Genomic DNA, 25,919 nt, shown 5'->3' with positions numbered 1-25,919 from the left:
CATGCCCGACCTCCTGCTCGAACTCCGCTCGGAAGAGATCCCCGCCCGCATGCAGCGGCGCGCGGCGGAGGATCTGAAGAAGCTCGTCACCGACGCCCTGGTGGCGCGCGGCTTACTGTACGAGGGCGCCCGGGCGTTCTCGACGCCGCGCCGCTTGGCGCTCCACATCGCCGGCCTGCCCGCCCGGGGCGAGGCCGTGCGCGAGGAGCGCCGCGGCCCGCGGGTCGGCGCGCCCGAGGCGGCCGTCCAGGGCTTTCTGAAGGGCGCGGGCCTGACGAGCCTCGATCAGGCCACGACCGTCACCGACCCGAAGAAGGGCGAGTTCTACCTCGCGGTGATCGAGCGGCCCGGCCGCGAGACGCTGGACGTCCTGGCCGAACTCCTGCCCGAGATCGTCAAGAGCTTCCCCTGGCCGAAATCCATGCGCTGGGGCGCGGCCTCGGCCGAGCCGGGCTCGCTGCGCTGGGTGCGCCCGCTGCAGTCGATCGTCGCGACCTTCGGGCCCGAGACCGAGACGCCGGAGGTGGTCCCCGTCTCGGTCGCCGGGATCGCGGCCGGCACCGTGACCTACGGCCACCGCTTCCTCGCCCCCGAGGCGATCGAGGTGCGCCGGTTCGACGACTACATCCAGGCGCTGGAGCGCGCGAAGGTCATCCTCGACGCCGACCGGCGCAAGGACGTGATCCTGCACGACGCCCGCGACCTCGCCTTCGCCCGCGGCCTCGACCTCGTGGAGGACGAGGGCCTGCTGGAGGAGGTGTCGGGCCTCGTGGAGTGGCCGGTCGTGCTGATGGGCTCGTTCGACGAGTCCTTCCTGGACATCCCCGCCGAGGCGATCCGCGCGACCATCCGAGCGAACCAGAAGTGCTTCGTGCTGCGCAAGGGCGGCTCCGAGCACCTGGCGCCGGCCTTCATCCTGGTCTCGAACCTCGTCGCCACCGACGGTGGCCAAGCGATCACCGCCGGCAACGAGCGGGTGGTCCGGGCGCGCCTGTCCGACGCGAAGTTCTTCTGGGAGACCGACAAGGCGATCCGCCTGGAGGACCGGCTGACCAAGCTCGACGCCATCGTCTTCCACGAGAAGCTCGGGACGCAGGGCGAGCGCATCGCCCGCATCGCGGCCCTGGCGAAGGACCTCGCGCCGCTGGTGGGGGCCGACCCGGCGCTCGCCGAGCGCGCGGCGCGCCTCGCCAAGGCCGACCTCGTCACCGAGATGGTCGGCGAGTTCCCCGAGCTGCAGGGCCTGATGGGCCGGAAATACGCGGCGCTCCAGGGCGAGCACGACAGCGTCTGCGCGGCCATCGAGGAGCACTACAAGCCGCTCGGCCCCTCCGACCGGGTGCCGAGCGATCCGGTTTCCATCGCGGTGGCGCTCGCCGACAAGCTCGACACGCTCGCGGGCTTCTGGGCGATCGACGAGAAGCCCACGGGCAGCAAGGACCCGTTCGCGCTGCGGCGGGCCGCTCTCGGCGTGATCCGGCTGATCCTCGACCGCGGCCTGCGCCTGCGGCTGCTGGAGCAGGTCGGCGCTGCGGATCGCGGCCTCGCCGGGCGGGCCGGTGCCGACGCGCGGGATCTCCTCGGCTTCCTCGCCGACCGCCTGAAGGTCTATCTCCGCGACCAGGGCGCCCGCCACGACCTGATCGACGCCGTCTTCGCCCTCCCCGGCCAGGACGACCTGCTGATGGTCGTGCGCCGCGTCGAGGCGCTCGGCCAGTTCCTCGACACCGAGGACGGCAAGAACCTGCTCGCGGGCTACAAGCGCGCGGCCAACATCCTGCGGATCGAGGAGAAGAAGGACGGCCGCGCCTACGATTCCGCGCCGGACGCGGCGCTGGCCGCCGCGGGCGAGCCGGCCGAGCGTGCCCTGGCCGAGGCCCTGGCGCAGGCGCGCGAGACCGCCTCGGCGGCCGTCGCCCGCGAGGATTTCGCCGGCGCCATGCAGGCGCTCTCGACGCTGCGCGCGCCGGTCGACACGTTCTTCCAGGACGTGACCGTCAACGCCCCCGACCCGAAGCTCCGCGAGAACCGCTTGGCTCTGCTCAACGCGCTGCGCGCCGCGACGCGGGAAGTGGCGGAGTTCGCGAAGATCGAGGGGTGAGCGTCGGCGCGCCGAGCGCAGGATCTGGCGCAAATCCCCTCTCCTGCACGGGAGAGGGGGCGTGTATCGCCTTACACCGATCCCTGAGGATACTCACCCGTGATCGTGCCCGGCATGGTCATCCGGCTCCGGCAGGGTCAGGCCGAAATGGCTCACCAGATCGGCCACCTGCCCCGGGCTCAGCTGCCGCGGGTTGAGGTTGCGCAGGAGCAGGTAGAGCTTGGCGGTCTCCTCCAGCTCCTCGGTGGCGAAGACCGCGCCCTCCAGGCTGTCGCCGGCCACCACCGGGCCGTGATTGGCGAGCAGCACCGAGCTGTACTTCCCGGCCAAGCCCCGGATCGCATCCGCCACGGCCGGGTCGCCCGGGCGGTAATACGGCACGAGCGCCGTGCCGCCGGTCCGCATCAGGTAGTAGGGCGTCAGCGGCGGCAGCACCTGCCGCGGGTCGATCTCCGGCAGCATCGACACCGCCACCGCGTGGGTCGAGTGCAGGTGGACGATGGCCTTCGCCTCGCTCCGGCTCTCGTAGAGCGCGCTGTGCAGCGGGATCTCCTTGGTGGGCTTGTCGCCGGAGACCAGCCGCCCCGCATCGTCCAGCCGCGCGATCCGCGCCGGGTCAAGGAAGCCGAGCGACGCGTTGGTCGGCGTCACCAGCCAGCCGCCGTCGGGCAGGCGCAGCGAGATGTTGCCGGACGAGCCCGGCGTCAGGCCGCGCTCGAACAGCGAGCGGCCGTAGCGGCAGATCTCCTCGCGCAGTCGGCTCTCGTTGCTCATGCGGTCGCTCCCTCGATCAGCTCGAATCCGAGATCGATCTTTCTCGGGCCTGCGCCGGTCAGGCAGGCGGCGGCCTGCCGGCCGATCTCCAGGCGCGGCGTGCGCACCGTCGACAGGGGCTGCGGCATCGCCGCCGCGAAGTCGAGCCCGTTGAAGCCGAACAGCGCGATCCGCCCCGGCACCGCCAGCCCCGCCGACAGGCAGGCGAAGTAGCCGCCGAGCGCCATGTCGTCGTTGGAGAAGTAGACCGCGTCGAGATCGGGCACGCGCGCCAGCAACGCCTCCAAGCCGGCCCGGCCCGAGGCGGGCGAGGACGGTCCCGTCCGGATTTCCTTGCCGTGGAGCGCCAAGCCCGCCTGCCCGAGCGCGGCCTCGAACCCGGCGAGCCGTTTGCCCGCCCGCAGGTCGACCGCGAGGTCGTGGCCGAGATAGGCGATCCGCCGGTAGCCGCGCGCGACGAGGTGGCGGGCGCTCGCCGCCCCGACGGCGCGGTTGGAGAAGCCGACCACGGCGTCGATCCCCTCCCCGTCCGTGTCGATCATCTCGACCACGCGCACGCCCCCGGCCTTCGCCAGGGCGACGGTGCCGGGATTGTGCTCTAGCCCGGTGAGCAGCAGCGCCGCCGGCCGCCAGGACAGGAGCGCGGCGGCCAGCGCCTCCTCCCGGTCCGGGTCGTAGTCGCTGACGCCGATCACGCAGGGGATGCCGTCGGCGTCGAGGGCGGCGGTGAGGCCGCGCAGCAGGTCGGGGAAGACCACGTTGGCGAGCGAGGGGATGACGACGCCCACGAGCCGCGCGCTCGCCCCCTGGCCGGCGAGGCTGCCGGCGAGGCGATTCGGAACGTAGCCGAGACGGGCCACCGCCTCCGCCACCCGCTCGCCGGCGCGCTTGGAGTAGGAGCCGTGGTTGCGCAGGACCCGCGAGACCGTGCTCTCGCCGACCCCGGCCTCGCGGGCGACGTCGGTGAGGGTGACGAGCCGCCCCGACGGCTGGATGTCGTCCATGGCCCCGCTCTCCCGGCGCGGTTTTTTCACGACGCCCGTCGAACCTCTCAGCCTCCTTCCATCATCCTGAGGCGACCGCGAAGCGGGCCCCGAAGGAGGCCTCCGCCGCGCTGCGGCGCCTCGGGATAAGGCAGGGGATGGGAAGACCGTCCGCGGCGATCCACGACTGACATAGCCGCCTGCATTATCTCGCACAACCGGATTGGCAGCGCTGCCAAAAGGCGATATGGCACCGCCCCAGCGCCGCCCGACGAGCGGTGAAGAGCAATGTCCGGCGGCCGTGCGGCCCGGACCAGGGAGTACGCCATGCCGGTTCAAGCCGCCCCGCTGGGGGGCGCCACCGCACCCGCGGACGAGAAGTCCTTCGCCGACCGCACCTACGCGAAGGTGTTCTGGCGCCTCGTGCCGTTCCTGATGCTCTGCTACGTGGTGGCGTATCTCGACCGGGTGAATGTCGGCTTCGCCAAGCTCCAGATGTCCCAGGAGCTGAAGTTCTCCGAGACGGTCTACGGCCTCGGCGCCGGCATCTTCTTCCTCGGCTACTTCCTGTTCGAGGTGCCCTCGAACGTGATCCTGCACCGGGTCGGCGCCCGGGTGTGGATCGCCCGGATCATGATCACCTGGGGCGTGATCTCCGGCGCGTTCCTGTTCGTGAACTCCGAGTGGAGCTTCTACGGGATGCGCTTCCTCCTCGGTCTCGCCGAGGCCGGGTTCTACCCGGGCGTCATCCTCTACACGACCTCGTGGTTCCCGGCCCATCGCCGGGCCCGGGTGATCGCCGTGTTCATGGCGGCGATCCCGATCTCCGGCATCTTCGGCAACCCGCTCTCCGGCTGGATCATGGACGCGTTCAACGGCGCCCACGGCCTGTCCGGCTGGCAGTGGATGTTCCTGATCGAGGCGGTGCCGGCGGTGCTGATCGGCCTCGCGGTGTTCTTCTACCTCGACAACCGCCCCGCCGAGGCCAAGTGGCTGACGGAGTCCGAGAAGCAGCTCCTCGAGCGCGACATCGCGGCCGACAACCAGGGCAAGGAATCGAGCCCTCACTCCATCGCGACCGTGTTCCGCAACGGCCGCGTGTGGTTCATGAGCCTGATCTACTTCGCCTTCGTCACCGGCCAGTACGGGCTGACCTTCTGGATGCCGACGATCGTCAAGGCGTCGGGCGTGCAGGGCAACTTCAACATCGGCCTGATCAGCGCGATCCCGTTCGTCTGCGCGGCGATCGTGATGATCCTGCTCGGCCGCTCCGCCGACCGGATGCGTGAGCGCCGCTGGCACCTGATCATCCCGGCGCTGATCGGCGCGGTCGCCTTCGTGGTCTCGGCCAATGCCGGCTCGACGACGCTCGCCATCGCGGCGCTGTCGGTGGCGGCGGCCGGCGTGCTGACCTGCTCGCCCCTGTTCTGGTCGTTGCCCACGGCGTTCCTCAGCGGCGCGGGCGCGGCGGCCGGCATCGCGCTGATCAACTCGGTTGGGAACCTCGCGGGCTTCGTCAGCCCCTACGTGATCGGCGCCCTGCGGGATGCCACCGGCAGCACCGCCACGGGCCTCTACGCGCTCGCCGCCATGCTGGTGGTCGGCGCGGTCTGCGTGTTCGTGACGCCCGCCCGGATGGTCAACCGCTGACCTCTGATCCGGGCGTGACTTGGCCCCTCTCCCGCACGGGAGAGGGGACCCGCGCTTCGAGCGGCGACGCCGAGGCGCCCTTTCCCAGCTTCAGGAGCCGTCCCCGATGACCAATGCAACACCCCGCGCCGCGGTGATCGGCCTGGGCTCCATGGGCTCCGGGATGGCCGGCTCGCTCCTGCGGGTGGGCTTCGCGGTCTCCGCCTGCGACGTGAACCCGGACGCGGTGGCGCGCTTCGCGACCGCCGGCGGCCGGGCCGCCGCGAATCCCGCCGAGGCGGCGCGGGACGCCGACGTGGTGGTGAGCGTCGTGGTCAACGCCGCCCAGACCGAGGCGGTCCTGTTCGGCGAGGACGGCGCCGCCGCCGCGATGCCGGAGGGCGCGGTGTTCGTCTCCTCCGCCACCATGGACCCGGCCGTCGCCCGGGCGCTGGCGGCGCGGCTGGAGGCCACCGGCCGCCACTACCTCGACGCCCCGATGAGCGGCGGCGCCGCCCGCGCGGCCGAAGGCGGCCTCACCTTCCTGGCCTCCGGCTCGGCGGCGGCCTTCGCCAAGGCGCGTCCCGCCCTCGATGCCATGGCGGGCACGCTCTACGAACTCGGCGACGCGGCTGGCCAGGGCGCTGCCTTCAAGATGATCAACCAGCTGCTCGCGGGCGTCCACATCGCCGCCGCCTCGGAGGCGATGGCCTTCGCGGCCAAGCAGGGGCTCGACCTCCGGCGCGTCTACGAGGTGATCACCAAGTCGGCCGGCAATTCCTGGATGTTCGAGAACCGGGTGCCGCACATCCTCGACGCCGACTACAGCCCGAAGAGCGCGGTCGACATCTTCGTCAAGGATCTCGGCATCGTGCAGGACATGGCCCGCGCCGAGAAGTACCCGGTGCCGGTGGCGGCGGCGGCCCTTCAGATGTTCCTGATGGCGTCGGGCGCCGGCATGGGCCGGGACGACGACGCCTCGGTGGCGCGGCTCTACGCCCAGGTCTCGGGGGCGAAGCTGCCCGAGAAAGCTTGAGGGGACAGAACCATGCCGCGCTTCGCCGCCAACCTGAGCCTCATGTTCAACGAGGTGCCGTTCCTCGACCGGTTCGAGGCCGCCGCCAAGGCTGGGTTCGACGCCGTCGAGTTCCTGTTCCCCTACGAGCATGCGCCGGACGACATCGGCGCGCGGCTCCGGGCGAACGGCCTGACCCAGGCCCTGTTCAACCTGCCGCCGGGCGACTTCGCCCAGGGCGAGCGCGGGATCGCGGCCTTTCCGGAGCGGTTCGACGAGCTGAAGGCGGGGGTCGACACGGCGCTCCGCTACGCCGAGGCGACCGGCGTCGGCCGGCTCCACCTCATGGCGGGCCTCGCCCCCTGGGACGATCCCAGGGCGGTCGAATCCTACCGCCGGGCCGTGACCTGGACGGCGGAGCGGCTGGCGCCGGCCGGCCTCGACCTCGTCCTGGAGCCGATCAACGGCCGCAACATGCCGGGCTATTTCCTCAACGATTTCGGCCGCGCGGCCGACCTGATCCGCGAGCTCGCCCTGCCGAACCTGAAGCTCCAGTTCGACCTCTACCACTGCCAGATCCTGCACGGCGACGTGACCGTGCGGCTGCGCGCCCTGATGCCGCTCATCGGCCACGTCCAGACCGCGAGCGTGCCCGAGCGGCACGAGCCCGGGACCGGCGAGATGGCCGACTTCTTCCTGTTCGACGAGCTGGACCGGCTCGGCTACCGCGGCTTCGTCGGCTGCGAGTACATTCCGGCCGCCGACACCGTCGCGGGCCTCGGCTGGCTCGCCGCCTACAAGGGGAGCGCCCGATGAGCCTCGCGCTGGGATGCGTCGCCGACGACTACACGGGCGCCTCGGACCTCGCCAACACGCTGACCAAGGCGGGCCTGCGCACGATCCAGACCATCGGCGTGCCTGAGGACAGCCGGTCGCTGCCGGAGGCCGACGCGGTGGTGGTGGCCCTCAAGAGCCGCTCGATCCCCGCCGACCAGGCCGTGGCGCGCTCCCGCGAGGCGGAGGCCTGGCTGCGGGCCCGGGGCGCGGCCCACGTGATGTTCAAGGTCTGCTCGACCTTCGACTCCACCGACGCGGGCAATATCGGCCCCGTGATGGACGCCCTGCGGGCAGAGGCCGGCGAGACCGTCGCCCTCGTCACCCCGGCCTTCCCCGAGACGGGGCGGAGCGTCTACCAGGGCAACCTGTTCGTCGGCTCGGTGCCGCTGAACGAGAGCCCGCTCAAGGATCACCCGCTGAACCCGATGCGCGACGCCAACCTCGTGCGCGTGCTCGGGCGCCAGAGCGGCAGTCCCGTCGGCCTGATCGACACCGCCACGGTGGCGAAGGGCGCGGAGGCCGTGGCCGCCCGCCTCGACGCCCTCGCGCAGGAGGGCAAGGGCGCCGCCATCGCGGACGCAATCTTCGACAGCGATCTCGAAGTGCTCGGCCGGGCGATCGTCGGCCGCAAGTTCTCGGTCGGCGCGTCCGGCCTCGGCCTCGGCCTCGCCCGGGCGCTCGCGGCCGACGGGCGGGGAACCAAGGACGCCGCCGGCGCAGCCGTGGGCGAGCCGGTGGGCGGCGCCTCGGCCTGCCTCGCCGGCAGCTGCTCGCAGGCGACCCTCCAGCAGGTCGCCGCCGCGGAGGCGATCATGCCGGTGCTGCGCGTCGACCCGGCGCGGCTGCTCGCGGGCGACGATGTGGTCGCCGAGGCCCTGGCCTTCGCGGACAAGCACTTGGCCTCGGGCCCGGTGCTGATCGCCACCTCGGCCCCGCCCGAGGCGGTGCGCGCGCTCCAGGCCGCCCACGGCGTCGACGCGGCCGGCCACGCCATCGAGGCGGCGCTGGCGGCGATCGCCGAGGGCCTCGTCGCCCGCGGGGTGCGCCGGCTCGTGGTCGCCGGCGGCGAGACCTCCGGCGCGGTGGTCGACCGGCTGGGCCTCACCGCCTTCCTGCTCGGGCCCGAGATCGCCGCGGGTGTGCCGGTGCTGCGCACGGCGGGCCGGCCCGAGCCGATGCTGCTCGCTCTGAAATCCGGCAATTTCGGCGGCGCCGACTTTTTCGGCCGCGCCCTCGACATGATGGCCTGACGCCTCAACCCGACGGGAGGTTTTCCATGCACGCCCTGATTCTCGGCGCCGCCGGCATGATCGGCCGCCGCCTCGTGGACGCCCTGGTGAGGGATGGCCGGGTCGGCGGGCAGCCGCTCACCGCCCTCACGCTCCTCGACGTGGTCCCGCCCGCGGCGCCCGAGGGCTTCTCCGGACCGGTGCGGGCCGAGGCCGCCGACCTCACGGCGCCCGGCGCCGCCGAGGCCGCCATCGCCGAGCGGCCGGGGGTGATCTTCCACCTCGCCGCCGTGGTCTCCGGTGAGGCCGAGGCCAATCTCGAGCTGGGCTACCGGGTCAATCTCGACGGCACGCGCCTGCTCCTCGACGCGATCCGGGCGGCCAGCGCGGCGGACGGCTACCGGCCGAAGCTGGTCTTTACCTCCTCACTCGCGGTGTTCGGGCCGCCCTTCCCCAAGGTCATCCCGGACGACCACATCCTGCGTCCCGCCTCCTCCTACGGGGTTCAGAAGGCCATGGGCGAGCTGATGCTCGCCGACTACGCCCGCCGCGGCTTCCTCGACGGGATCGGCCTGCGGCTGCCGACGATCTGCGTGCGGCCGGGCAAGCCCAACAAGGCGGCCTCGGGCTTCTTCTCGGGCATCATCCGCGAGCCGCTCGCCGGCCAGCAGGCGATCCTGCCGGTGCCCGACACGGTGCGGCACTGGTTCGCCAGCCCGGCGGCGGCGGTGGGCTTCCTCACCCACGCGGCCGGGCTCGACCTCGCGGCGATCGGCCCGCGGATCAGCCTGACCATGCCGGGCGTCTCGGCGACGGTGGCGGAGGAGATCGAGGCCCTGCGGCGCGCGGCGGGCGACAAGGCCGTGGCGCTGATCCGGCGCGAACCCGACGCCACGATCGCGCGGATCGTCGGCTCCTGGCCGGAGGCGTTCGAGCCGGAGGCCGCCCTGGCCCTGGGCTTCCGGGCGGACGCGTCCTTCGACGCGATCGTCGCCCAGCACGTGGCCGAGTTCCACGGCGGCTGAGGCCCCGCTCGCCGTCGTCGCGAGCGCAGCGACGTGACCCCGGGCGGCGCGCGGCTTGTCGGCCAGCGCTGCCTGGATTGCTTCGCTTCGCTCGCAAAGACGAGGGTGCCGACCTCTGATGCGGACGAGGCGCTCAGCCGAGGGCCGAGCGGATGTCGGTCTGCGAGAAGTCATCGCCGACGTAGAGCAGCGGCACGTCGTGCACCCGCGCGCAGGCATAGGCGAAGCAGTCGCCGAGGTTCAGGCGCGCCGGGTGGCGGCCTTTGCCGTAGCGGGCGTGGGCCATGACGGCGAGGCGCGCCTCCGCTTCGGCGATCGGGACCCGTGTGACGCCGGCGGCGTCCAGGAAATCGTCCACGATCTCTCGAGCGACCTCGGGGGGGACGGCCTGGAGCCGGGCGATGGCGAGCACCGCCTCGTAGACGGCGACGCCGCTCGTGAGCCGCACGGAACCGTCGCGCAACCGATCCAGCAGCGCACGATGTCCTGGCTCGCCGGCGACGATCGCCACGATGGCGGACGCGTCGACGAACATCACTCGTCGTTCAGGCTGTCGTAGAACGCCTTGTCTGCCTGGAGGCCCGTTGACGGGTAGGACGCCAGCCTTTCCTGAATCTGCGTGACCCGCTCCAGGAAGGTCTCGCGCTCCGCGTCCCGCCGCGCCAGCTCGTTCGTGAGCGCGAGTCGCACCGCCTCGGTCTTGCTCACGCCGGCCCGCGATGCCAGCTTCTCGGCCAGCTGATTCACCTCTTCACTGCGGATGTTGAGCGGCATGGCGGCCCCCGTGTAGACACGGGGAGGCTAGTGTCTACACACCCCTGCCGCAAGGGCGGCCAGACCCCGACCAAGGATCCCGATGACCCGCCTCGACGAGGCCCGCGCCGCGCTGAAGAAGACGTTCGGCTACGAGGATTTCCGCCCCGGCCAGGACGAGGTGATCGGCGCGGTGCTCGACGGGACCGACGTGTTCGCCGTGATGCCCACGGGCTCGGGCAAGTCGATGACCTACCAGCTCCCGGCCCTGGTCGATCCGGGCCTCACCGTGGTGGTCTCGCCGCTGATCGCGCTGATGCACGATCAGGTCCAGCAGATGCGCAGCGTCGGCATCCACGCCGCGACCCTGAACTCGACGGTCGGGGAATCCGAATCCCGCGAGACTTGGCGCAGCCTGCGCTCCGGCGACCTGCGGTTGCTGTTCGTCTCCCCCGAGCGCCTGCTGATGGACGGCTGCATGGACGCCCTGCGCGGCGCCGGCGTCCGGCGGCTCGCCGTCGACGAGGCCCACTGCGTCTCGCAGTGGGGCCACGACTTCCGGCCCGAGTACCGGGAGATCGCCCGAGCCCGGACGGCCTTGGGCAACGTCCAGACCCTGGCGCTCACCGCCACCGCCGACGCCGCGACCCGCGCCGAGATCGCCGAGCGCCTGTTCCCGCAGGACCGGCCCCCGAAGATCTTCGTCCACTCCTTCGACCGGCCGAACATCCGGCTGACCTTCCAGCCCAAGGACAACCCGGCCCGGCAGATCGAGCGGTTCCTGAAGCACCGGCGCGCGGAGAGCGGGATCATCTACTGCTCGTCGCGCAAGCGCACCGAGCAGCTGGCCGAGACCCTCCGGAAGGACGGGTTCGACGCCCTGCCCTACCATGCCGGCCTCGACCAGGCGACGCGGATGGCGAACCAGGATCGGTTCCTGCAGGAAGACGGGGTGGTGATGACCGCCACCGTCGCCTTCGGCATGGGCATCAACAAGCCGGACGTGCGCTTCGTCTGCCACGCCGACATGCCCAACAACGTCGAGGGCTACTATCAGGAGATCGGCCGCGCCGGCCGCGACGGGCTGCCCGCTGACACCCTGACCCTCTACGGCCTCGACGACATGGCGCTCCGCCGCCGCCAGATCGACGAGAAGGAGATTTCCGACGACCGCCGCCGGGTCGAGCGGCGCAAGCTCGAGGCGATGATCACCCTGTGCGAGGGCGCCACCTGCCGCCGCCAGTCGCTGCTCGCCTATTTCGGCGAGTCGAGCGGCGCTTGCGGCCGCTGCGACCTGTGCCGCGGCGGCGTCACCCTCGTGGACGGGACCGTCCCGGCCCAGAAGATCCTCTCGGCGATCGTGCGCACCGGCCAGCGCTTCGGCGCGGCCTATATTTGCGACGTGGTCCACGGGAAGGAGAGCGACCAGATCCGCCGCAACGGCCACGCGAGCCTCAAGACCTTCGGGGTCGGGGCGGACAAGCCGGTGGCGGCGTGGCGGGCGATCCTGCGCCAGCTCTTCGCCGCCGGGGCGATCGCCGAGAACGCCGACGGCTACGGCGGCCTGTCCATGACCGAGAAGGGCGAGGCGATCCTGTTCGGCCGGGAGCCGGTCCAGCTCCGCCCCGATCCGGAGCCGAAGGCCGAATCCCGCGAGCGCCGACGGGCCGCCGCCCGCGAGGACGGCGAGATCGCCCTCTCGGAGACCGACGAGGCACTGTTCCAGCACCTGCGCGGCCTGCGCGCCACGCTGGCCCGGGCCGAGGGCATCGCGGCCTTCATGGTCTTCCCGGACCGGACCCTCATCGAGATGGCCCGCCAGAAGCCCGTTGATCTCTGGGCGCTGCGCACCGTCCACGGGGTCGGCGAACGCAAGCGCGAGGCCTACGGCGACAAGTTCGTGGCCGCGATCGCCGATTTTCTGGCCCATCCGCCGGCCGCGTGACCGGCACCCATACACGGCGAGCCGTGCCGGCGTATTGCAACGCGGTGGCGGAACGCACTAATCCGTCACCGTCGCCGCGCGCGGCCCGGTTCGGGTCGCGCATCGGGTCGAGGGCCCTGCCGGGGCTCCCGGACCGCCCTCGTCGAGACCGCCCATGTTCCGCAACGACGTTCCGATCACCCCCGAGCTCGTGGCCCAGCACGGCCTGACGCCGGACGAGTACGAGCGCTTCCGCGGCCTGATCGGGCGCGACCCGACGCTGACCGAGCTCGGCATCGTCTCGGCGATGTGGAACGAGCACTGTTCCTACAAGTCCTCCCGCAAGCATCTGCGCGGGCTGCCGACCTCGGCGCCGTGGGTTATCCAGGGACCGGGCGAGAACGCGGGCGTCATCGACATCGGCGACGGCCACGCCTGCGTCTTCAAGATGGAGAGCCACAACCACCCGAGCTACATCGAGCCCTACCAGGGCGCGGCGACCGGGGTCGGCGGCATCCTGCGCGACGTCTTCACCATGGGCGCGCGGCCGATCGCGGCGCTCAACGCCCTGCGCTTCGGCTCCCCCGACCACCCGCGCACCCGCAGCCTCGTCTCGGGCGTGGTCGCGGGCGTCGGCGGCTACGGCAACTCCTTCGGCGTGCCGACGGTCGGCGGCCTGACCGGCTTCCACAAGCGCTACGACGGCAACATCCTGGTCAACGCCATGGCGGTGGGGCTCGCCCGCACCGACGGGATCTTCTACGCGGCCGCCGCCGGCGTCGGGAACCCGATCGTCTATCTGGGCTCCAAGACCGGCCGCGACGGCATCCACGGCGCCACCATGGCGTCGGCCGAGTTCGACGAGGAATCCGAGTCGAAGCGCCCGACCGTGCAGGTCGGCGACCCCTTCGCCGAGAAGCTGCTGCTGGAGGCCTGCCTGGAGCTGATGGCCTCCGGCGCGGTCATCGCCATCCAGGACATGGGCGCGGCCGGCCTTACCTGCTCGGCGGTGGAGATGGGCGCCAAGGGCGACCTCGGCGTCGAGCTCGACATCGACAAGGTGCCGGCCCGCGAGGAGGGCATGACGCCCTATGAGATGATGCTCTCGGAGAGCCAGGAGCGCATGCTCATGGTGCTCAAACCCGGCATGGAGGCCGAGGCCGAAGCCATCTTCGTGAAGTGGGGCCTCGACTTCGCGGTGATCGGCCGGACCACCGACACGCTGCGCTTCGTCATCAAGTGGCACGGCGAGACCGTGGCCGACCTGCCGATCAAGGAGCTCGGCGACGAGGCCCCGCTCTACGACCGGCCGCACCTCGCCAACACGCATCAGCCGGTGATCGCGGCCGCCGATGTGGCGGCCCCGGCCTCGCTCACCGACGCGCTGAAGCGCCTCGTCGGCTCCCCCGACCTCGCCTCGAAGCGTTGGGTGTTCGAGCAGTACGACCACTTCATCCTAGGGAACACCGTCCAGAAGCCCGGCGGCGACGCCGCCATCGTGCGGGTCGAGGACGGGCCGAAGGGGCTGGCGCTCACCTGCGACGTGACCCCGCGCTACTGCGAGGCCGACCCGGTCGAGGGCGGCCGGCAGGCCGTGGCCGAGGCGTGGCGCAACATCACGGCGGTCGGCGCCAAGCCGCTCGCGATCACCGATAACCTGAACTTCGGCAACCCCGAGAAGCCCGAGGTGATGGGCCAGCTCGTCGGCTGCCTCCAGGGCATCGGCGAGGCCTGCCGGGCGCTCGACTTCCCGGTCGTGTCGGGCAACGTCTCGCTCTACAACGAGACCAACGGCGTCGGCATCCTTCCGACCCCGACGATCGGCGGCGTCGGCGTGCTCGACGACGTGGCGCGCCACGCGACCATCGCCCTGAAGCGCGAAGGCGACGTGCTGGTACTGATCGGAGACAGCGAGGGCTGGCTCGGCCAGTCGGCCTACCTGTCGGTGATCGAGGGCCGCGAGGAGGGCGCGCCGCCCCCGGTCGACCTCGCCCTGGAGCGCCGCAACGGCGACTTCGTCCGCGGCCTGATCCAGGCCGGCACCGTCGACACGGTCCACGACCTCGCGGATGGCGGCCTCGCCGTCGCGCTCGCCGAGATGGCCATGGCGGGCGGCCTCGGCGCGGCGCTCTCCGACGTGCCGGTGGACCTGCCGCCCCACGCCTACCTGTTCGGCGAAGACCAGGGCCGCTACCTGCTGGCGGTGCGGCCGGAGGCGGCGACCGACCTCCTCGCGGCCGCCGCGGCCCAGGGCGTGGCCGCGGCCTCGGTCGGCGTCGCGGGCTCCGACCGTTTGACCCTGCCGGGCGGCGAGACCATATCGCTCGCCGACCTGAATGCGGCGCACGAGGGCTGGCTGCCCGACTACATGGCGAGCCAGCCGGCCGCGCCGGCCGCCTGAGCCCCGTTCTGACGAGGAGTTTCCCGATGCCGATGGATGCGGGCGAGATCGAGCGCATGATCCGCGAGGCCCTGCCGGACGCGCAGGTGGAGATCCGCGACCTCGCGGGCGACGGCGACCATTACGCCGCCACCGTCCTGTCGGCGGCCTTCAAGGGCAAGACCCGGGTGGCGCAGCACCAGATGGTCTACGGCGCCCTGCAAGGCCGGATGGGCGGCGTGCTCCACGCCCTTGCGCTGACCACGGGCGTCCCGCAGGATTGAGCCTTCGCGCGGGAGCTCTCCCGATGGACCGACCGAGTCTCTACGACGACGACATCGTGACCTGGGCCGAGGAGCAGGCGGCGGCCCTGCGCGCGCTGGCCGAGCGGCCCGAGCTGTCGAACGCGGTCGATTGGGAGAACGTTGCCGAGGAGATCGAGAGCGTGGGGCGTTCGCATCTGCGGGCCGTCGAAGGTCTGCTGATCCAGACGCTCGCCCACCTCCTCAAGCGCGCATCCGCCCCGCTCGCACCGGCCAGCCTGCACTGGCGGGAGGAGATCGCGACCTTCCAGATCACCGCCTGGAACACCTACGAAGCGTCGATGCGGCAAAGGCTGAACTGGAACAGGATCTGGAAATCCGCCGTCACGGCGGCCGAGGCTGGTCTCGGCGCCTATGGGAACGCGCTGCTCCCGGGGCTGCCGGAGGCCTGCCCGATCCGTCCTGAGGATCTGCTGACCGAGACTTTCGACATAGAGCGCGCACTTCGTACGATCGCTACATCGGTTGCGCGCCGCTGACTCACACCTCACATACGACCGACGAACAAGGACAGAGCGATGACCGACGTCAACACGACCATCCAGAACGAGATCGCCTCCCAGGACGTGGTGGTGTTCATGAAGGGCACGCCGCAGATGCCGCAATGCGGCTTCTCGGGGCAGGTGGTGCAGATCCTCAACTACCTCGGCGTGCCGTTCAAGGGCGTGAACGTCCTGGCCGACCAGGAGATCCGCGAGGGCATCAAGGCCTTCTCGAACTGGCCGACCATCCCGCAGATCTACGTGAAGGGCGAGTTCGTCGGCGGCTGCGACATCACCCGCGAGATGTTCCAGTCGGGCGAGCTGCAGACCTTCCTGTCCGAGAAGGGCGTGCCGGTGAAGACCGCCGCCGCCTAATTTCTTTCGGGTCTTTTGAAGGACGGATCAGGGCGCCCGCGGGCGCCCTTTTTCATGCCCGTCTTTGCGAGCGGAGCGAAGCAACCCAGGGCAGCGCGAGCTCGGCGGGTGTGGCGCCGCTGGATTGCTTCGCTCCGCTCGCAAAGACGGCGAATGGGTCAGCGCGGCTCGCGCGCGACGAACAGGGCGACGCAGCCCACGACCGTGATCTCCACCGACCGGAACCGCTGCTCCAGCGCCGCGCGCAGCTCCGGCAGCGTGTCGGCGGCGTTCGAGAACACCCCCTTGCGGTTGTAGACCCGCATCAGCGCCCGCGCCGCCCCCGTGGTCGGGACGCCCCCCGACAGGATCGTGGCGCCGAAGACCACGCCGTCGTCGGCCAGGCACGGCCGCACCGTGTCGAAGGCCTTCGCCTTCGCGGCGATGTCGCCCGGCAGGCAGTGCAGCAGGTAGGTCATCCCGATCGAGTCGAACGGCGCAATGCCGCTGGCCGGGGCGCCGAGCACGTCGACCTGGTAGGTCTCGGGCCGGTAGCGCGCGATCCGGTCGGCCGCGAAGGCGAGGCTGTCGGCGTTGAGGTCCATCAGGCCGACCCGCGGCGCGGGCGCCGGGAACCGGCATCGGTCGAGGTACCAGCCGGTCCCGACCCCGACGTCGAGATGCGCGAGGCCCGCGTGCCGGTCGTAGAGATCCAGAATCCGCGCCGTCGGGCAGCGCCAGATCAGCGGGTTCGACAGGCGCAGCACGACGAGGTCGTAGATCTGCAGCGTCCGCGGATTGTAGATCGCCTGCCCGGCTCGGGTGTCGGTCGCCATGGCTCTCCGTCAGGGCCCCTGTGGGCGGCACGCATTCGCATTCGCCGCCGCGATCGCCTATATCAGACCCTTTCCAACGTATGGATCGTTTGAACGCCATGGCGACGCCGTCGCTCGACAGCGCCCGCGCGGCCGATGCCGCGATCGAGAAGGCGCCGGATCTCCTCCCCGAGGCGCTGCCCGGCCGCCGCCCCTCGCTGGTCGGCCTGACCCGCGACGCCCTCAAGGCGCAGCTCATCGGCATGGGCGTGCCCGAGCGCGAGAGCCGGATGCGCGCCGGCCAGGTCTGGCACTGGGTCAATTTCCGCGGGGCGTCCGACTTCGCCGAGATGACCAATGTCGGCAAGGCGCTGAAGGCGCAGCTCGCCGAGCACTTCACGCTGGAGCGGCCGGAGGTGGCGAGCCGGCAGGTCTCCCGCGACGGCACCCGCAAGTGGCTGCTGCGCATGGCGCCGACCAACCGGCAGGAGCACAATCGCGGCGCCGAGATCGAGTGCGTCTACATTCCGGGCCCGGACCGGGGCACGCTGTGCGTGTCCTCCCAGGTCGGCTGCACGCTGACCTGCTCGTTCTGCCACACCGGCACGCAGCGCCTCGTGCGCAACCTGTCGGCCGCCGAGATCGTGCAGCAGCTCGTCACCGCCCGGGACGAGCTCGGCGACTGGCCCGGCCAGATGCCGAGCCGCGACGCTGGCGGCTCCGGCGAGGTCGGCCGGCTCGTGACCAACATCGTGTTCATGGGCATGGGCGAGCCCCTCTACAATCTCGACGCCGTGGTCGACGCGGTCGGGGTGATGTCGGACCAGGAGGGCCTCGGCCTGTCGCGCCGCCGGATCACGGTCTCGACCTCCGGGGTCGTGCCGCAGATCCCGCGGCTCGGCGAGCAGGCCAACGCCATGCTGGCGATCTCGCTGCACGCCGTGCGCGACGACCTGCGCAACGAGCTGGTGCCGCTCAACCGGAAATACCCAATCGCCGAGCTGCTCGCGGCCTGCCGGGCCTATCCGGGCCTGAGCAACGCGCGCCGGATCACCTTCGAGTACGTGATGCTGAAGGGCGTCAACGATTCGGACGCGGACGCGCGGGAGCTGGTCCGCCTGCTCAAGGGCATCCCGGCCAAGATCAACCTGATCCCGTTCAACCCCTGGCCGGGCAGCCGCTACGAATGCTCGGACTGGGACCGGATCGAGCGCTTCTCCGAGATCGTGTTCAACGCCGGCTACGCCTCGCCGGTGCGCACGCCCCGGGGCCAGGACATCCTGGCGGCCTGCGGCCAGCTCAAGAGCGAGACCGAGAAGCTGCGCGCCCGCGCTCGGCTGATGCAGGAGGAGGGCATCGGCGTGGAGAGCTTCTACGCCGGCGCCGACGACTGACACCCGTCCTTGCGAGCGCGGCGAAGCAATCCAGCGGCGCCACGCTCGCCGATGGCGCGCGGCCCTGGGTCGCTTCGCTGCGCTCGCGATGACGGCGTGGCTCAGGCCGCGAACCGCCGCTCCTCCGCCCGGCGAAGCGGCGCCTGCTCGGCCCCGACCCATTCTGTCCGGTGCCGCGGCAGGGCCTCCGGGTGCTCGGCCTGGAGCCACGTGATCATCGCCTCGCGGACCACGCAGCGCAGGTCCCAGGCCTGGGGCGCGTTGCGGGCGCTCACCAGCATCCGGATCTCGATGGTCGCTTCCTTCGCGTCCGAGACCTGAAGGTTGACCACCTTGCCGTCCCACAGGGGCGTGGCCCTGGCGATCTCGGCGAGCTTCTCGCGCATCGCCGCGACCGGCGCTCGGTGGTCGACGTAGACGAACACGCTGCCGATCAGCGAGGCGCCGTCGCGGGTCCAGTTCTGGAACGGCTTCTGGATGAAGTAGGTCAGGGGCAGGACCAGCCGGCGCCAATCCCAGAGGCGGACCACCACGTAGGTCGCGGTGATCTCCTCGACCCAGCCCCACTCATTCTCGACGATGATCGCGTCCTCGATCCGGATCGGCTGGGTGATGGCGATCTGGATGCCGGCCACGAGGTTCGACAGGACTGGCTGCATGGCCAGCCCGAGGACGAGGCCCGCCGCGCCCGCCGAGGCGAGCAGGCTGACGCCGTACTGGCGCACCGGCTCGAAGGTCATCAAGGCTACCGACAGGGTGATGAGGGCCACCAGCGTCACGCCGGCCCGCTCCAGGATGCGCATCTGGGTGAAATGCTTGCGCGCCAGGAGGTTGTCCTCGGCGTCGAGCTTGAATCGGCGCAGGTAGATCACCGTGGCGATGTGGAGCGCGGTGGCGCAGCACCAGCCGGTCAGCGTCACGAAGGCCACCAGCAGGATCTGGTTGAGGGCGATCCGCACCTCCCAGGACAGGTGCACGGTGGTCGAGGCGAGGCTGATCGCCACCACGATCAGGCCGAGGCGGCTCGGCCCGCGGGTGCGCGAGACCAGCGAGCGCCAGAACAGGCTCTTGGCCGCCACCGCCCGCTTCATCGCCCGGTAGACGATCCCGTGCAGGGGCATCACCACGGCGCAGCAGGCGACGATGAGGATCAGGCTCTCGGCCCACCACGGCAGGTAGGCCAGCGCGCGGGCTGCGGAGCCGGCGAGCGCGTCGAGGTCCGGCATCGGGCATCGCTCCACGGGTTCCGAACGGGACCTGTGGGAATGGGTGGGCGCTCGCGGGGGTTCCGCGATGCACCATGTGCCTGCCGCAACGCAGCGGCCCGGCCCGGCGGGTTGCGCCGCCGCGGCCTAGTCGGGGCCGGACGACAGCCTCCGCACCGCCGTCCTTGCGAGCGGAGCGAAGCAATCCAGGGTAGCGCCGCGCTCACCGGTGGCGCGCTGCGCTGGGTCGCTTCGCTGCGCTCGCGATGACGGGAGGGCCAAATCGAGCGGAGCGCTCGAACGGAAGCCGTCCTACTTCGCCGCCCCGACCGTCACGCTGCCCGAGGCGGTCCGGCCGAACCGCGCCGGCCGGTACATGTCCTCCACGGTGGCGCCCGGGTGGACGTAGGTCCCCGGCGAGACCGCCCGCACCGTGTAAGCAACGGTGAAGAAGGCTGACTGGCTCGGGTCGCGGTCGTAGGCCGCCACGAAGCGGTCGTCCCGGAACTCGGTGTGGACCGGCTGCACGTCGGCCTTGGCGAAGGCGAGCCCCTGGAGCGCGTCGGCGTCGAGGAGCTTCGGGTTGTCGATCTCCAGCCCCGCCGGCAGCGGGTCGACCAGCAGGAGCCGCGCCGCCTCCGCCTTGGCCTCCGTGACCTTGAGCACCACCACCAGCCGGTCGTTCTGGCGCAGGCCGCTCGCCGGATCGACGACGCTGCCGTCGAGGCGGCGGAAGCTGCGCTCGATCGTGTAGCCCTGCTGCGCCGCCGGCTCCGGCACCAGGGGGCTGCCGTTGACGGTCACGGCCACCTGCACAGGCGCGCGGCCGGTATTGGTGAGCTGCACGCCGCTTTCGGCCAGGGCCGCCTCCCGGTAGACCCGGGCCAGCAGGCCGGTCTGCGGGGCGCCGTCCAGGGTGAACGAGAGGGCGCCCGCCTCGTTCGACAGGCTCTCGGCGGCGAGCACCAGCCAGGCATTCTCCTGCGTGCTCGTCGAGCGCTCGGATTGCTGCTCCTCGCCGAGCGCGGCCGCCGCGGGGGCCAGCGCCCCCTGCGCCAGCCCGCTCTCGGCGGCGAGCGTGATCAGCCCGGCCCCGTCGCGCAGGCGGGAGCCGTAATCGGCGCGGTAGACACCCTTGTCGCGCTCGGCGCGCAGGACCGTGAGCGCCGATTCCATGGTCTTGGCGGCCCGGCCGCGGTCGCCGAGCAGCGCCAGGGCGGCGGCGAGCTGCGCGCGGCCGAGGGCGGAGGAGAAGTCGCCGATCTTGGTGTCGGCGAGGTAGCGCAGGTCACCCATCACCGGCCGACCGTTCCGGGCGAGCACGTAGGCGGCGTAGGCGAGGTCGGCGCCGCCATTGCGCACCTCGGTGGCGTTGGCCACCGCGTTGCGCAGGTAGTCGAGGGCCTGGGCGAAGGCCTTCTGCGGCACCGCGAAGCCGCGCTCGCGGGCGCGGGTGAGGAAGTCGGTCACGTAGGCGTCGAGCCAGAGGTCGCTCGACCCCTGTGCCGACCACAGGCCGAAATCGCCGCTCGAATCCTGGCGGGCGAGCAGGCGCTCGATCGACTCGCGCACCCTTTCGTCGGCGCCGTTGTCGAGGGCGAGCTTCTCCAGGGCCGCGAGCTTGTTGACGTAGAGCAGCGGCATCGCCCGGCTCACCACCTGCTCGGAGCAGCCGTAGGGGTAGCGGTCGAGCGCCCGGAGCAGGGCCGCCACGTCGACCCCCGGGAGAGCCGTGGCCGAGAGCGAGACGCTGCCGGTGCCGGGCTGCAGGTCGGCGAGGAGGTCCGAGGTCAGCGTCAGGTTCGCCCCGGGGGCGAGGCTGCGCACCGAGCGGCGCAACAGGGCGCCGGTCCCCGGCGCGATCCCGAGGGCGAAGCTCTGGTTCAGGGCGGCCGGGAGGCCCGGCCCCGACAGGGCGAGGTCGAGGCGGGCCGTGCCGGGTCCGGCGGCGGTGAGCGGGATCGCGAACTGGCCCTTGGCGCCTGCCTCCAGCCGCAGCGTCTGGCGCAGCGCGCTGGCGCCGACCACGACCGGGCCGGTCGGGCTCAGGTCGACCGTGTACTCGCCCGCCTGCCCCTCGACGTTGTCCAGGGCCACGAAAAGGCGCGAGCGGTCGCCGGTATCGAGGAAGCGCGGCAGCGTGGCGCTGAGCACGATCGGGTCGCGGATGATCACGTCAGCCTGGGCCTGCCCGACCCGGTCGCCGCTCCAGGCGGTGACCATGACGCGGCCGGTGCCGTTGAAGGCCGGGATCGGGAAGGTGACGCTGGCCGCGCCGTCCGGCCCAACGGTCACGACGCCGGAATAGAGCGCCAGCGGCGCCTGGGTCGGCGGGGAATCGGCGAGTTCGCCGCCGCCCGCGTCGCCGCCGGAGCGGATCGCCCCGGCCGAGCCCTGCATGCCGTCGATCAGGTAGCCGTAGAGGTCGCGGACCTCCGGCCCGAGCGCCCGCTGGCCGAGGAAGTACTGGGTCGGGTCCGGCGCCGCGTAGCGGGTCAGGTTGAGGATGCCGACATCGACCAGCGCCACGGTGATCCGCGCCGGCTCGCCGACCTTCAGCCCGGTGAGCTGGACCGGCAGGGTCAGGTCCTGGCGCGGGCGCGCCCGCTCCGGCGCCTTCAGGGCGACCCCGAGGCTGCGCCGCTCCCGGTCGACCGAGAACCACGCCAGACCCAGCGCCCGGCCGGGCAGGCGCTTGGCCGCCTGGTCGAGGGGCCGGTAGGCGGTGGCCACCAAGTAGGCGCCGGCGCCCCACTCGGCCTTCACCGGGATGCTGACCGTTGTGCCGCCCTCCGGCACGCTGACCTCCAGGGTCTGGTGCACGCGGTCGCTGACGACCATCAGGCTGGCCTGCCCCTTGAACTTCGGGCTGAGCTTGGCCCGCAGGGTGTCGCCGGCCGCGTAGGCGGCCTTGTCGAGGGTCAGGTCGAGCAGGTCGGGCGCCTCCGCAGTCTCGGAGCCGCCCCAGCCCACCTCGAAGCCGAGGCTCGCGGTCGCCTCCGGGGCGCCCGCGGCCGAGACCTCGAGCCGGTAGCGGCCGAGGCCCACTGGCGCCTCGATCCGGCTCGGGCCGGCGGCCGTGAGGTCGACGGTGCCGCTGGCGACGCGCCGCGCGGACTTCACCGCCTCGAACGACCAGCGCCCGTCCGCCCGGTACCACTGGTACGACTGGTCGATCCGCGACAGGGTCCAGCTCACGCCCGGCCGGGCCAGGAGCGCGCCATCGGGGCGCGCGAACACCGCGTCGAAGCCCGCGATCCCGCCCTCCTTCAGGTCGGTGAAGCCCTTGCGCAGGGCGAGGACCGGGCTCGCCGGAAGGATCGGCAGGGTCAGGCTGCGCGACAGCGCCCGGCCTCCGGGCTCGCCGACCGCCAGCGTGATCTTCGCCTCCAGCGCCCGCGGCGCCGCGACCTGGGGCACCGGCACCGTGACGGTGGCGCCGCCCTGCGCGTTCGTGGTGGCGTGGTCCTGCAACTCCTGGGTCGTCGGCTCCACGGCCTCGTCGTCGAGACCGATGGCGTAATTCTCCAGCCCCTTGATGCCGCTGGTGGCCGCCGCCTGCACGGTCACGCTGCCCGACACGTCGAGATCGGCGCCCGGGGCGCCGTAGAGGTAGCGGGCGGCGACGTCGACCTGGGCGGCCTCGCCCCGGTTCAGGGCCGCCTGCCGGGCCTTGAGTGTCACCTCCAGCCGCTCGGGGACGTAATCCTCCACGAGGAAGCTGGTCTCGCCGATCGCGGGCGCCTTCGGGTCCGTGTAGGCGGAGACCCGCCACGTGCCGTGCATCGCCCCCGACAGGAGCGGCAGCGGCAGGGCCCGACCGCCGAGCCCCTGGTCGGGCACCGAGACGCGCCGGTACTCGACGCCGTCCGGCCGCTTGACCACCAGGGTCAGCGGCAGGTCCGGCACGGCGGTCCCGCGGGGATCGCGCAGCAGGGCGGTGAGCTGGACGGTCTCGCCCGTGCGGTAGACCCCGCGCTCCGGGAACAGGTAGGCGTCGAGGCCGCCGGTCTCGGGCCGTCCCTTCACGCCGCGGTCGGTGAGGTCGAAGGCGCCGAGGTTGAGGTCGAGGAAGCCGTAATCGCCGCCCGCCTGCGCGACCACGAGGCTCGGCGCCAGGCCGCCCTCCCCGCGGGCGAGCCCGGGATCGAAGGCGACGTGGCCCTGCGCGTCCGTGGTCCGGGTGCCCAGCACCTCGTTGTTGCGGGCGACCAGCCGGATCTCGGCGCCCGGCATTACCTGCGCGGAGGCGAGCGAGCGCAGGACCACGGTGACCCCGTCCCGGCCCTTGGTGGCGGTGAGCCCCACGTCGGAGACCACGAACCACTGGGTCGCCTGGGTGTCGTACTCCTCGTCGGAGGCGGCCGTGCCGGAGGGGCGGGCCAGCATCACGTAGAGGCCGGGCTCGAGCTTGCCCACGGCCTGGAGGACCGGGAAGGCGGTGACGGCCTCCTGGTTCAGCTCGGCCTTGGCGGTGTCGAGGGTGCCCTTCCAGACGCGCTGGCCCTTCTCGGACGCGATCGTCCGGGCGGTGGACCCGCTGAGCTGGCCCAGGAAATCCTCCGACCGCAGGGTCGGCAGCAGGCCGCGGTCGCCGATCCGCAGCACCTCGACGTCGAGCTTGGGCGCGTTCACCGAGACCAGGGGCACGCCCGCCTGGCCGGTCCGGGGCAGGACGTAGTTGCGCCCGGTGAAGCGCACCTGCGGGGCGCGGTCGCGGACGTAGATCTCGTAATCGGCGGCCTTGAGCAGGCTCTCGCCGACCGCGGAGGGCAGGCCCTGCCGCACCACGATGGCGTAGCGGCCGCCGTGCTTGAGCCCGTCGACGCAGACCTGGGAGCCCTCCCCGGTCACGGCGGCCGCGCTGCTGCCCGAGACGGCGACGAAGGGGGCGTAGTCGCTCTTGGGGCGGATCGCCTCCGAGAAGGTGAAGCAGGCCCGGGGGGCGGCCGCGTCGGAATCGACCTTGTAGTCGAGGATGCGGAAGCCGTGCTGCGCCCGCACGGTCTCGTAGGTCTCCCGGACCGAACCGGTCTCGGCCAGGGCGAGGCTCGTCGCGTAGGCGTCGAGCGCCGGGCGCCAGGATTCCTGCTCGGCCTCGGCGGCGCCGAGCGCGGCCAGCGAGGCCGCGGCGTCGGCCGCCGTGCCGGCGCGCTCGTAGGCGCGGTAGGCGGCGGCCGTCACCCGCCCGCGCAGGCGCGACCGGCCCTGGTAGTCGTTGTCCTCGAGGGCACCCAGGGCCGCCGCGGCCCCCCGGGCATAGGCCTGCCAGTTTCGCGCGTCGGCCGGATCGGCCGCCACCGCGGCGGTCAAAGGCACCAGCGCCTCGTCGGGCTTGTCGGCGGCGAGCAGGGCCAGCCCGGCCGCGCGAGACTGGCCGGCGGGCCGCAGCGGGCCCCCCGCTTCCGCCTTCAGCGCGGTCTCCAGGCGGACCGCCGCGCTGGCGAGGTCGGTCCGGACGAAGGTCCTGGCGAACGGCGCGGCGACGGCCGTCGCCGGGCGGGGCGCGGTGCGGGCCGCAGGTGGGGACTGAGCCGGCGAGGTCTGAGCGAGCGGGGTCTGGGCGAGGGCCGGATTGCTGGCGATCCCTCCGAGGAGCGCCAGGGCACCCGCGAGCCGTCCGAGCCGCGCCATCAGCCTGTTCCCCACCTGCCGCAACCCCGATGATTCGCCCCGGGTCCCGTCGCGCGGGAGCCTAGCACCGGCGGTCAGGCTCGCAACGCTCCGGGTCGCCAGGGGGCCTGCCCGGCCTCGCGCCGAGGCTCAGAACGCCTTCAGCACCTGCTCGGCGTGCTCGACGGCGACCGGGCCGGCGAAGCAGTGGGAGACCAGGGCGCGGTAATCCTGCCAGGGCTGCGAGCCGGTGAAGTCCTTGGTGTGGGCCTCCAGCGTGTCCCAATGGATCAGCAGCCGGTAGCGCTGCGGGTGCTCGATCGAGCGCCGGACCTCGAAGTGCCGGCAGCCCTTGGCCTGCTTGAAGATCGCCGAGGCCTCGGCGATGCCCTTCTCGAACTCGGCCTCCAGGCCGGGCTTGATCTCGATCTGCGCGATTTCGAGGATCATCGGTGCGGTTCCTGTCTCAGGTGCGAAGGGCGCGGCCGAGCTTGGCCGCCAGGTTGCGCTGCGGGCTTAAGGTGGGGTCGGCCTGGGCGGCGACCGGCAGGTAGGCGGTCTGCTCCAGCATGTAGCGGCCACCCATGGCGCCGTGCATCACGAGGTCCGAGAGGGTCCCGGGTGAAGGCACGGTAGCGGATCAGCAGCCGGCGCAGGGACTCCTGCACCTCCGGCGTGCCGGCCGCGCCGCGCAGCTCGGCGGCCTCGCCGCGGATGCGGACGTTCTTGGCGCTGCCGTCCGCGAATGGCCGCTCGGTGAACCGGCGCTCGAACGCGCTGAACGGCAGGGGCAGATCGGGGAACAGCAGCACCGCCCCGGCCTCCAGCTCCCGCGCCAGGGAGCCGGACGCCTCGCCGGGGACAATTCTGCGGATCGGGCTGATCATCGTCTGCGCGCCGGCGGCCGTCACGGTCCGGCCCCCTCTAGCGGAGCCGCCGGGGGGAGGCCAGGGCCGCGCATTTCCGGTGGACGGCGGGTGTCATCCACCGGCACGGCGGAGGGCACCCGCCGGATCGGCTTGCGCAACCGCTTCGTTCCCGGCACGTTCCCCGGCCAGTACCGGCTCAAGAGCGCGGCGGAGG

At 72.2% G+C, this 25,919-nt stretch carries 20 protein-coding genes and 1 pseudogene; 12 read left to right on the top strand and 9 right to left on the bottom strand.

Annotated elements, in window-relative coordinates; genetic code table 11:
• Window position 1 precedes the first annotated feature (1 nt).
• A complete protein-coding gene (gene glyS, locus C4T42_RS17045; RefSeq protein WP_103985502.1) occupies window positions 2–2,101 on the top strand; it encodes a glycine--tRNA ligase subunit beta in 2,100 nt (699 codons plus the stop codon).
• Window positions 2,102–2,194: 93 nt separating this feature from the next.
• On the opposite strand, the gene C4T42_RS17040 is transcribed toward glyS, so the two are convergent.
• Both C4T42_RS17040 and C4T42_RS17035 read right to left on the bottom strand, forming a co-directional pair.
• On the bottom strand, window positions 2,195–2,875 hold the full coding sequence (locus C4T42_RS17040; RefSeq protein WP_103985501.1) for an aldolase: 681 nt from the start codon (window positions 2,873–2,875) through the stop codon (window positions 2,195–2,197).
• Entirely contained in the window at window positions 2,872–3,879 is a 1,008-nt protein-coding gene (locus C4T42_RS17035; RefSeq protein WP_103985500.1) for a LacI family DNA-binding transcriptional regulator, read from the bottom strand. Before C4T42_RS17035 ends, C4T42_RS17040 begins: the two co-directional genes overlap by 4 nt.
• Window positions 3,880–4,185: 306 nt before the next feature.
• Here C4T42_RS17035 and C4T42_RS17030 point away from each other — a divergent pair, with 306 nt between their 5' ends.
• From C4T42_RS17030 to denD, 5 genes are all read left to right on the top strand, one after another.
• Window positions 4,186–5,508, top strand: a complete 1,323-nt coding sequence (locus tag C4T42_RS17030; protein ID WP_103985543.1) for an MFS transporter — start codon at window positions 4,186–4,188, stop codon at window positions 5,506–5,508.
• 106 nt (window positions 5,509–5,614) lie between these two features.
• Complete coding sequence (ltnD, locus tag C4T42_RS17025) at window positions 5,615–6,523, top strand: L-threonate dehydrogenase (protein WP_103985499.1); 909 nt, start codon at window positions 5,615–5,617, stop codon at window positions 6,521–6,523.
• Window positions 6,524–6,535: 12 nt separating this feature from the next.
• Entirely contained in the window at window positions 6,536–7,318 is a 783-nt protein-coding gene (gene otnI, locus C4T42_RS17020; protein ID WP_103985498.1) for a 2-oxo-tetronate isomerase, read from the top strand.
• Window positions 7,315–8,589 (top strand): 3-oxo-tetronate kinase, encoded by a 1,275-nt coding sequence (gene otnK, locus C4T42_RS17015; protein WP_103985497.1) that lies wholly within the window; start codon window positions 7,315–7,317, stop codon window positions 8,587–8,589. Before otnI ends, otnK begins: the two co-directional genes overlap by 4 nt.
• Before the next feature lie 26 nt (window positions 8,590–8,615).
• Entirely contained in the window at window positions 8,616–9,593 is a 978-nt protein-coding gene (denD, locus tag C4T42_RS17010) for a D-erythronate dehydrogenase (protein ID WP_103985496.1), read from the top strand.
• A gap of 133 nt (window positions 9,594–9,726) precedes the next feature.
• Here the strand turns inward: denD and C4T42_RS17005 are convergent, their stop codons facing one another.
• Window positions 9,727–10,128 (bottom strand): type II toxin-antitoxin system VapC family toxin, encoded by a 402-nt coding sequence (locus C4T42_RS17005; protein WP_042675795.1) that lies wholly within the window; start codon window positions 10,126–10,128, stop codon window positions 9,727–9,729.
• On the bottom strand, window positions 10,128–10,367 hold the full coding sequence (locus C4T42_RS17000) for a type II toxin-antitoxin system VapB family antitoxin (protein WP_103985495.1): 240 nt from the start codon (window positions 10,365–10,367) through the stop codon (window positions 10,128–10,130). Before C4T42_RS17000 ends, C4T42_RS17005 begins: the two co-directional genes overlap by 1 nt.
• Before the next feature lie 82 nt (window positions 10,368–10,449).
• Between C4T42_RS17000 and recQ the strand changes: the two genes are divergently transcribed.
• The 5 genes from recQ (at window position 10,450) to grxD (ending at window position 15,830) form a co-directional block, all read left to right on the top strand.
• Complete coding sequence (recQ, locus tag C4T42_RS16995) at window positions 10,450–12,291, top strand: DNA helicase RecQ (RefSeq protein WP_103985494.1); 1,842 nt, start codon at window positions 10,450–10,452, stop codon at window positions 12,289–12,291.
• A gap of 154 nt (window positions 12,292–12,445) precedes the next feature.
• Window positions 12,446–14,671, top strand: coding sequence for a phosphoribosylformylglycinamidine synthase subunit PurL (gene purL, locus C4T42_RS16990; RefSeq protein WP_103985493.1), 2,226 nt, complete (start codon window positions 12,446–12,448; stop codon window positions 14,669–14,671).
• A 26-nt stretch (window positions 14,672–14,697) separates the two neighbouring features.
• A complete protein-coding gene (locus tag C4T42_RS16985; RefSeq protein ID WP_007568343.1) occupies window positions 14,698–14,934 on the top strand; it encodes a BolA family transcriptional regulator in 237 nt (78 codons plus the stop codon).
• Window positions 14,935–14,957: 23 nt separating this feature from the next.
• Window positions 14,958–15,452 carry a DUF29 domain-containing protein gene (locus C4T42_RS16980; protein WP_103985492.1) on the top strand — a complete coding sequence of 165 codons (495 nt, stop codon included), beginning with the start codon at window positions 14,958–14,960 and terminating at the stop codon, window positions 15,450–15,452.
• Window positions 15,453–15,491: 39 nt separating this feature from the next.
• Complete coding sequence (gene grxD, locus C4T42_RS16975; RefSeq protein ID WP_012318124.1) at window positions 15,492–15,830, top strand: Grx4 family monothiol glutaredoxin; 339 nt, start codon at window positions 15,492–15,494, stop codon at window positions 15,828–15,830.
• Window positions 15,831–15,988: 158 nt separating this feature from the next.
• Here the strand turns inward: grxD and C4T42_RS16970 are convergent, their stop codons facing one another.
• Window positions 15,989–16,645 (bottom strand): class I SAM-dependent methyltransferase, encoded by a 657-nt coding sequence (locus tag C4T42_RS16970; protein WP_103985491.1) that lies wholly within the window; start codon window positions 16,643–16,645, stop codon window positions 15,989–15,991.
• 98 nt (window positions 16,646–16,743) lie between these two features.
• Here C4T42_RS16970 and rlmN point away from each other — a divergent pair, with 98 nt between their 5' ends.
• Complete coding sequence (rlmN, locus tag C4T42_RS16965; protein ID WP_103985490.1) at window positions 16,744–18,018, top strand: 23S rRNA (adenine(2503)-C(2))-methyltransferase RlmN; 1,275 nt, start codon at window positions 16,744–16,746, stop codon at window positions 18,016–18,018.
• Between the two features lie 101 nt (window positions 18,019–18,119).
• On the opposite strand, the gene C4T42_RS16960 is transcribed toward rlmN, so the two are convergent.
• The 4 genes and pseudogenes from C4T42_RS16960 to C4T42_RS16945 form a co-directional block, all read right to left on the bottom strand.
• Window positions 18,120–19,244 carry a mechanosensitive ion channel family protein gene (locus C4T42_RS16960; RefSeq protein WP_103985489.1) on the bottom strand — a complete coding sequence of 375 codons (1,125 nt, stop codon included), beginning with the start codon at window positions 19,242–19,244 and terminating at the stop codon, window positions 18,120–18,122.
• Window positions 19,245–19,535: 291 nt separating this feature from the next.
• Window positions 19,536–24,857 (bottom strand): alpha-2-macroglobulin, encoded by a 5,322-nt coding sequence (locus tag C4T42_RS16955; protein WP_103985488.1) that lies wholly within the window; start codon window positions 24,855–24,857, stop codon window positions 19,536–19,538.
• Window positions 24,858–24,986: 129 nt separating this feature from the next.
• Window positions 24,987–25,286 carry an antibiotic biosynthesis monooxygenase family protein gene (locus C4T42_RS16950; RefSeq protein ID WP_042673072.1) on the bottom strand — a complete coding sequence of 100 codons (300 nt, stop codon included), beginning with the start codon at window positions 25,284–25,286 and terminating at the stop codon, window positions 24,987–24,989.
• 16 nt (window positions 25,287–25,302) lie between these two features.
• Window positions 25,303–25,723 (bottom strand): annotated as a pseudogene (locus C4T42_RS16945) (Kdo hydroxylase family protein).
• Window positions 25,724–25,919: the final 196 nt, after the last annotated feature.

It is taken from the genome of Methylobacterium sp. 190mf (genome assembly GCF_900107945.1).
Lineage (GTDB): Bacteria > Pseudomonadota > Alphaproteobacteria > Rhizobiales > Beijerinckiaceae > Methylobacterium.
The sequence above is the reverse complement of the archived record's forward strand: the minus strand, read 5'-3'. Positions and strand labels throughout refer to the sequence as shown.

What these genes read in the sequence shown, in the direction of transcription:
- glyS (WP_103985502.1), top strand. Translation starts at nt 2, where the DNA reads ATGCCCGACCTCCTGCTCGAACTCCGCTCGGAAGAGATCCCCGCCCGC.
- C4T42_RS17040 (WP_103985501.1), bottom strand. Translation starts at nt 2,875, where the DNA reads ATGAGCAACGAGAGCCGACTGCGCGAGGAGATCTGCCGCTACGGCCGC.
- C4T42_RS17035 (WP_103985500.1), bottom strand. Translation starts at nt 3,879, where the DNA reads ATGGACGACATCCAGCCGTCGGGGCGGCTCGTCACCCTCACCGACGTC.
- C4T42_RS17030 (WP_103985543.1), top strand. Translation starts at nt 4,186, where the DNA reads ATGCCGGTTCAAGCCGCCCCGCTGGGGGGCGCCACCGCACCCGCGGAC.
- ltnD (WP_103985499.1), top strand. Translation starts at nt 5,615, where the DNA reads ATGACCAATGCAACACCCCGCGCCGCGGTGATCGGCCTGGGCTCCATG.
- otnI (WP_103985498.1), top strand. Translation starts at nt 6,536, where the DNA reads ATGCCGCGCTTCGCCGCCAACCTGAGCCTCATGTTCAACGAGGTGCCG.
- otnK (WP_103985497.1), top strand. Translation starts at nt 7,315, where the DNA reads ATGAGCCTCGCGCTGGGATGCGTCGCCGACGACTACACGGGCGCCTCG.
- denD (WP_103985496.1), top strand. Translation starts at nt 8,616, where the DNA reads ATGCACGCCCTGATTCTCGGCGCCGCCGGCATGATCGGCCGCCGCCTC.
- C4T42_RS17005 (WP_042675795.1), bottom strand. Translation starts at nt 10,128, where the DNA reads ATGTTCGTCGACGCGTCCGCCATCGTGGCGATCGTCGCCGGCGAGCCA.
- C4T42_RS17000 (WP_103985495.1), bottom strand. Translation starts at nt 10,367, where the DNA reads ATGCCGCTCAACATCCGCAGTGAAGAGGTGAATCAGCTGGCCGAGAAG.
- recQ (WP_103985494.1), top strand. Translation starts at nt 10,450, where the DNA reads ATGACCCGCCTCGACGAGGCCCGCGCCGCGCTGAAGAAGACGTTCGGC.
- purL (WP_103985493.1), top strand. Translation starts at nt 12,446, where the DNA reads ATGTTCCGCAACGACGTTCCGATCACCCCCGAGCTCGTGGCCCAGCAC.
- C4T42_RS16985 (WP_007568343.1), top strand. Translation starts at nt 14,698, where the DNA reads ATGCCGATGGATGCGGGCGAGATCGAGCGCATGATCCGCGAGGCCCTG.
- C4T42_RS16980 (WP_103985492.1), top strand. Translation starts at nt 14,958, where the DNA reads ATGGACCGACCGAGTCTCTACGACGACGACATCGTGACCTGGGCCGAG.
- grxD (WP_012318124.1), top strand. Translation starts at nt 15,492, where the DNA reads ATGACCGACGTCAACACGACCATCCAGAACGAGATCGCCTCCCAGGAC.
- C4T42_RS16970 (WP_103985491.1), bottom strand. Translation starts at nt 16,645, where the DNA reads ATGGCGACCGACACCCGAGCCGGGCAGGCGATCTACAATCCGCGGACG.
- rlmN (WP_103985490.1), top strand. Translation starts at nt 16,744, where the DNA reads ATGGCGACGCCGTCGCTCGACAGCGCCCGCGCGGCCGATGCCGCGATC.
- C4T42_RS16960 (WP_103985489.1), bottom strand. Translation starts at nt 19,244, where the DNA reads ATGCCGGACCTCGACGCGCTCGCCGGCTCCGCAGCCCGCGCGCTGGCC.
- C4T42_RS16955 (WP_103985488.1), bottom strand. Translation starts at nt 24,857, where the DNA reads ATGGCGCGGCTCGGACGGCTCGCGGGTGCCCTGGCGCTCCTCGGAGGG.
- C4T42_RS16950 (WP_042673072.1), bottom strand. Translation starts at nt 25,286, where the DNA reads ATGATCCTCGAAATCGCGCAGATCGAGATCAAGCCCGGCCTGGAGGCC.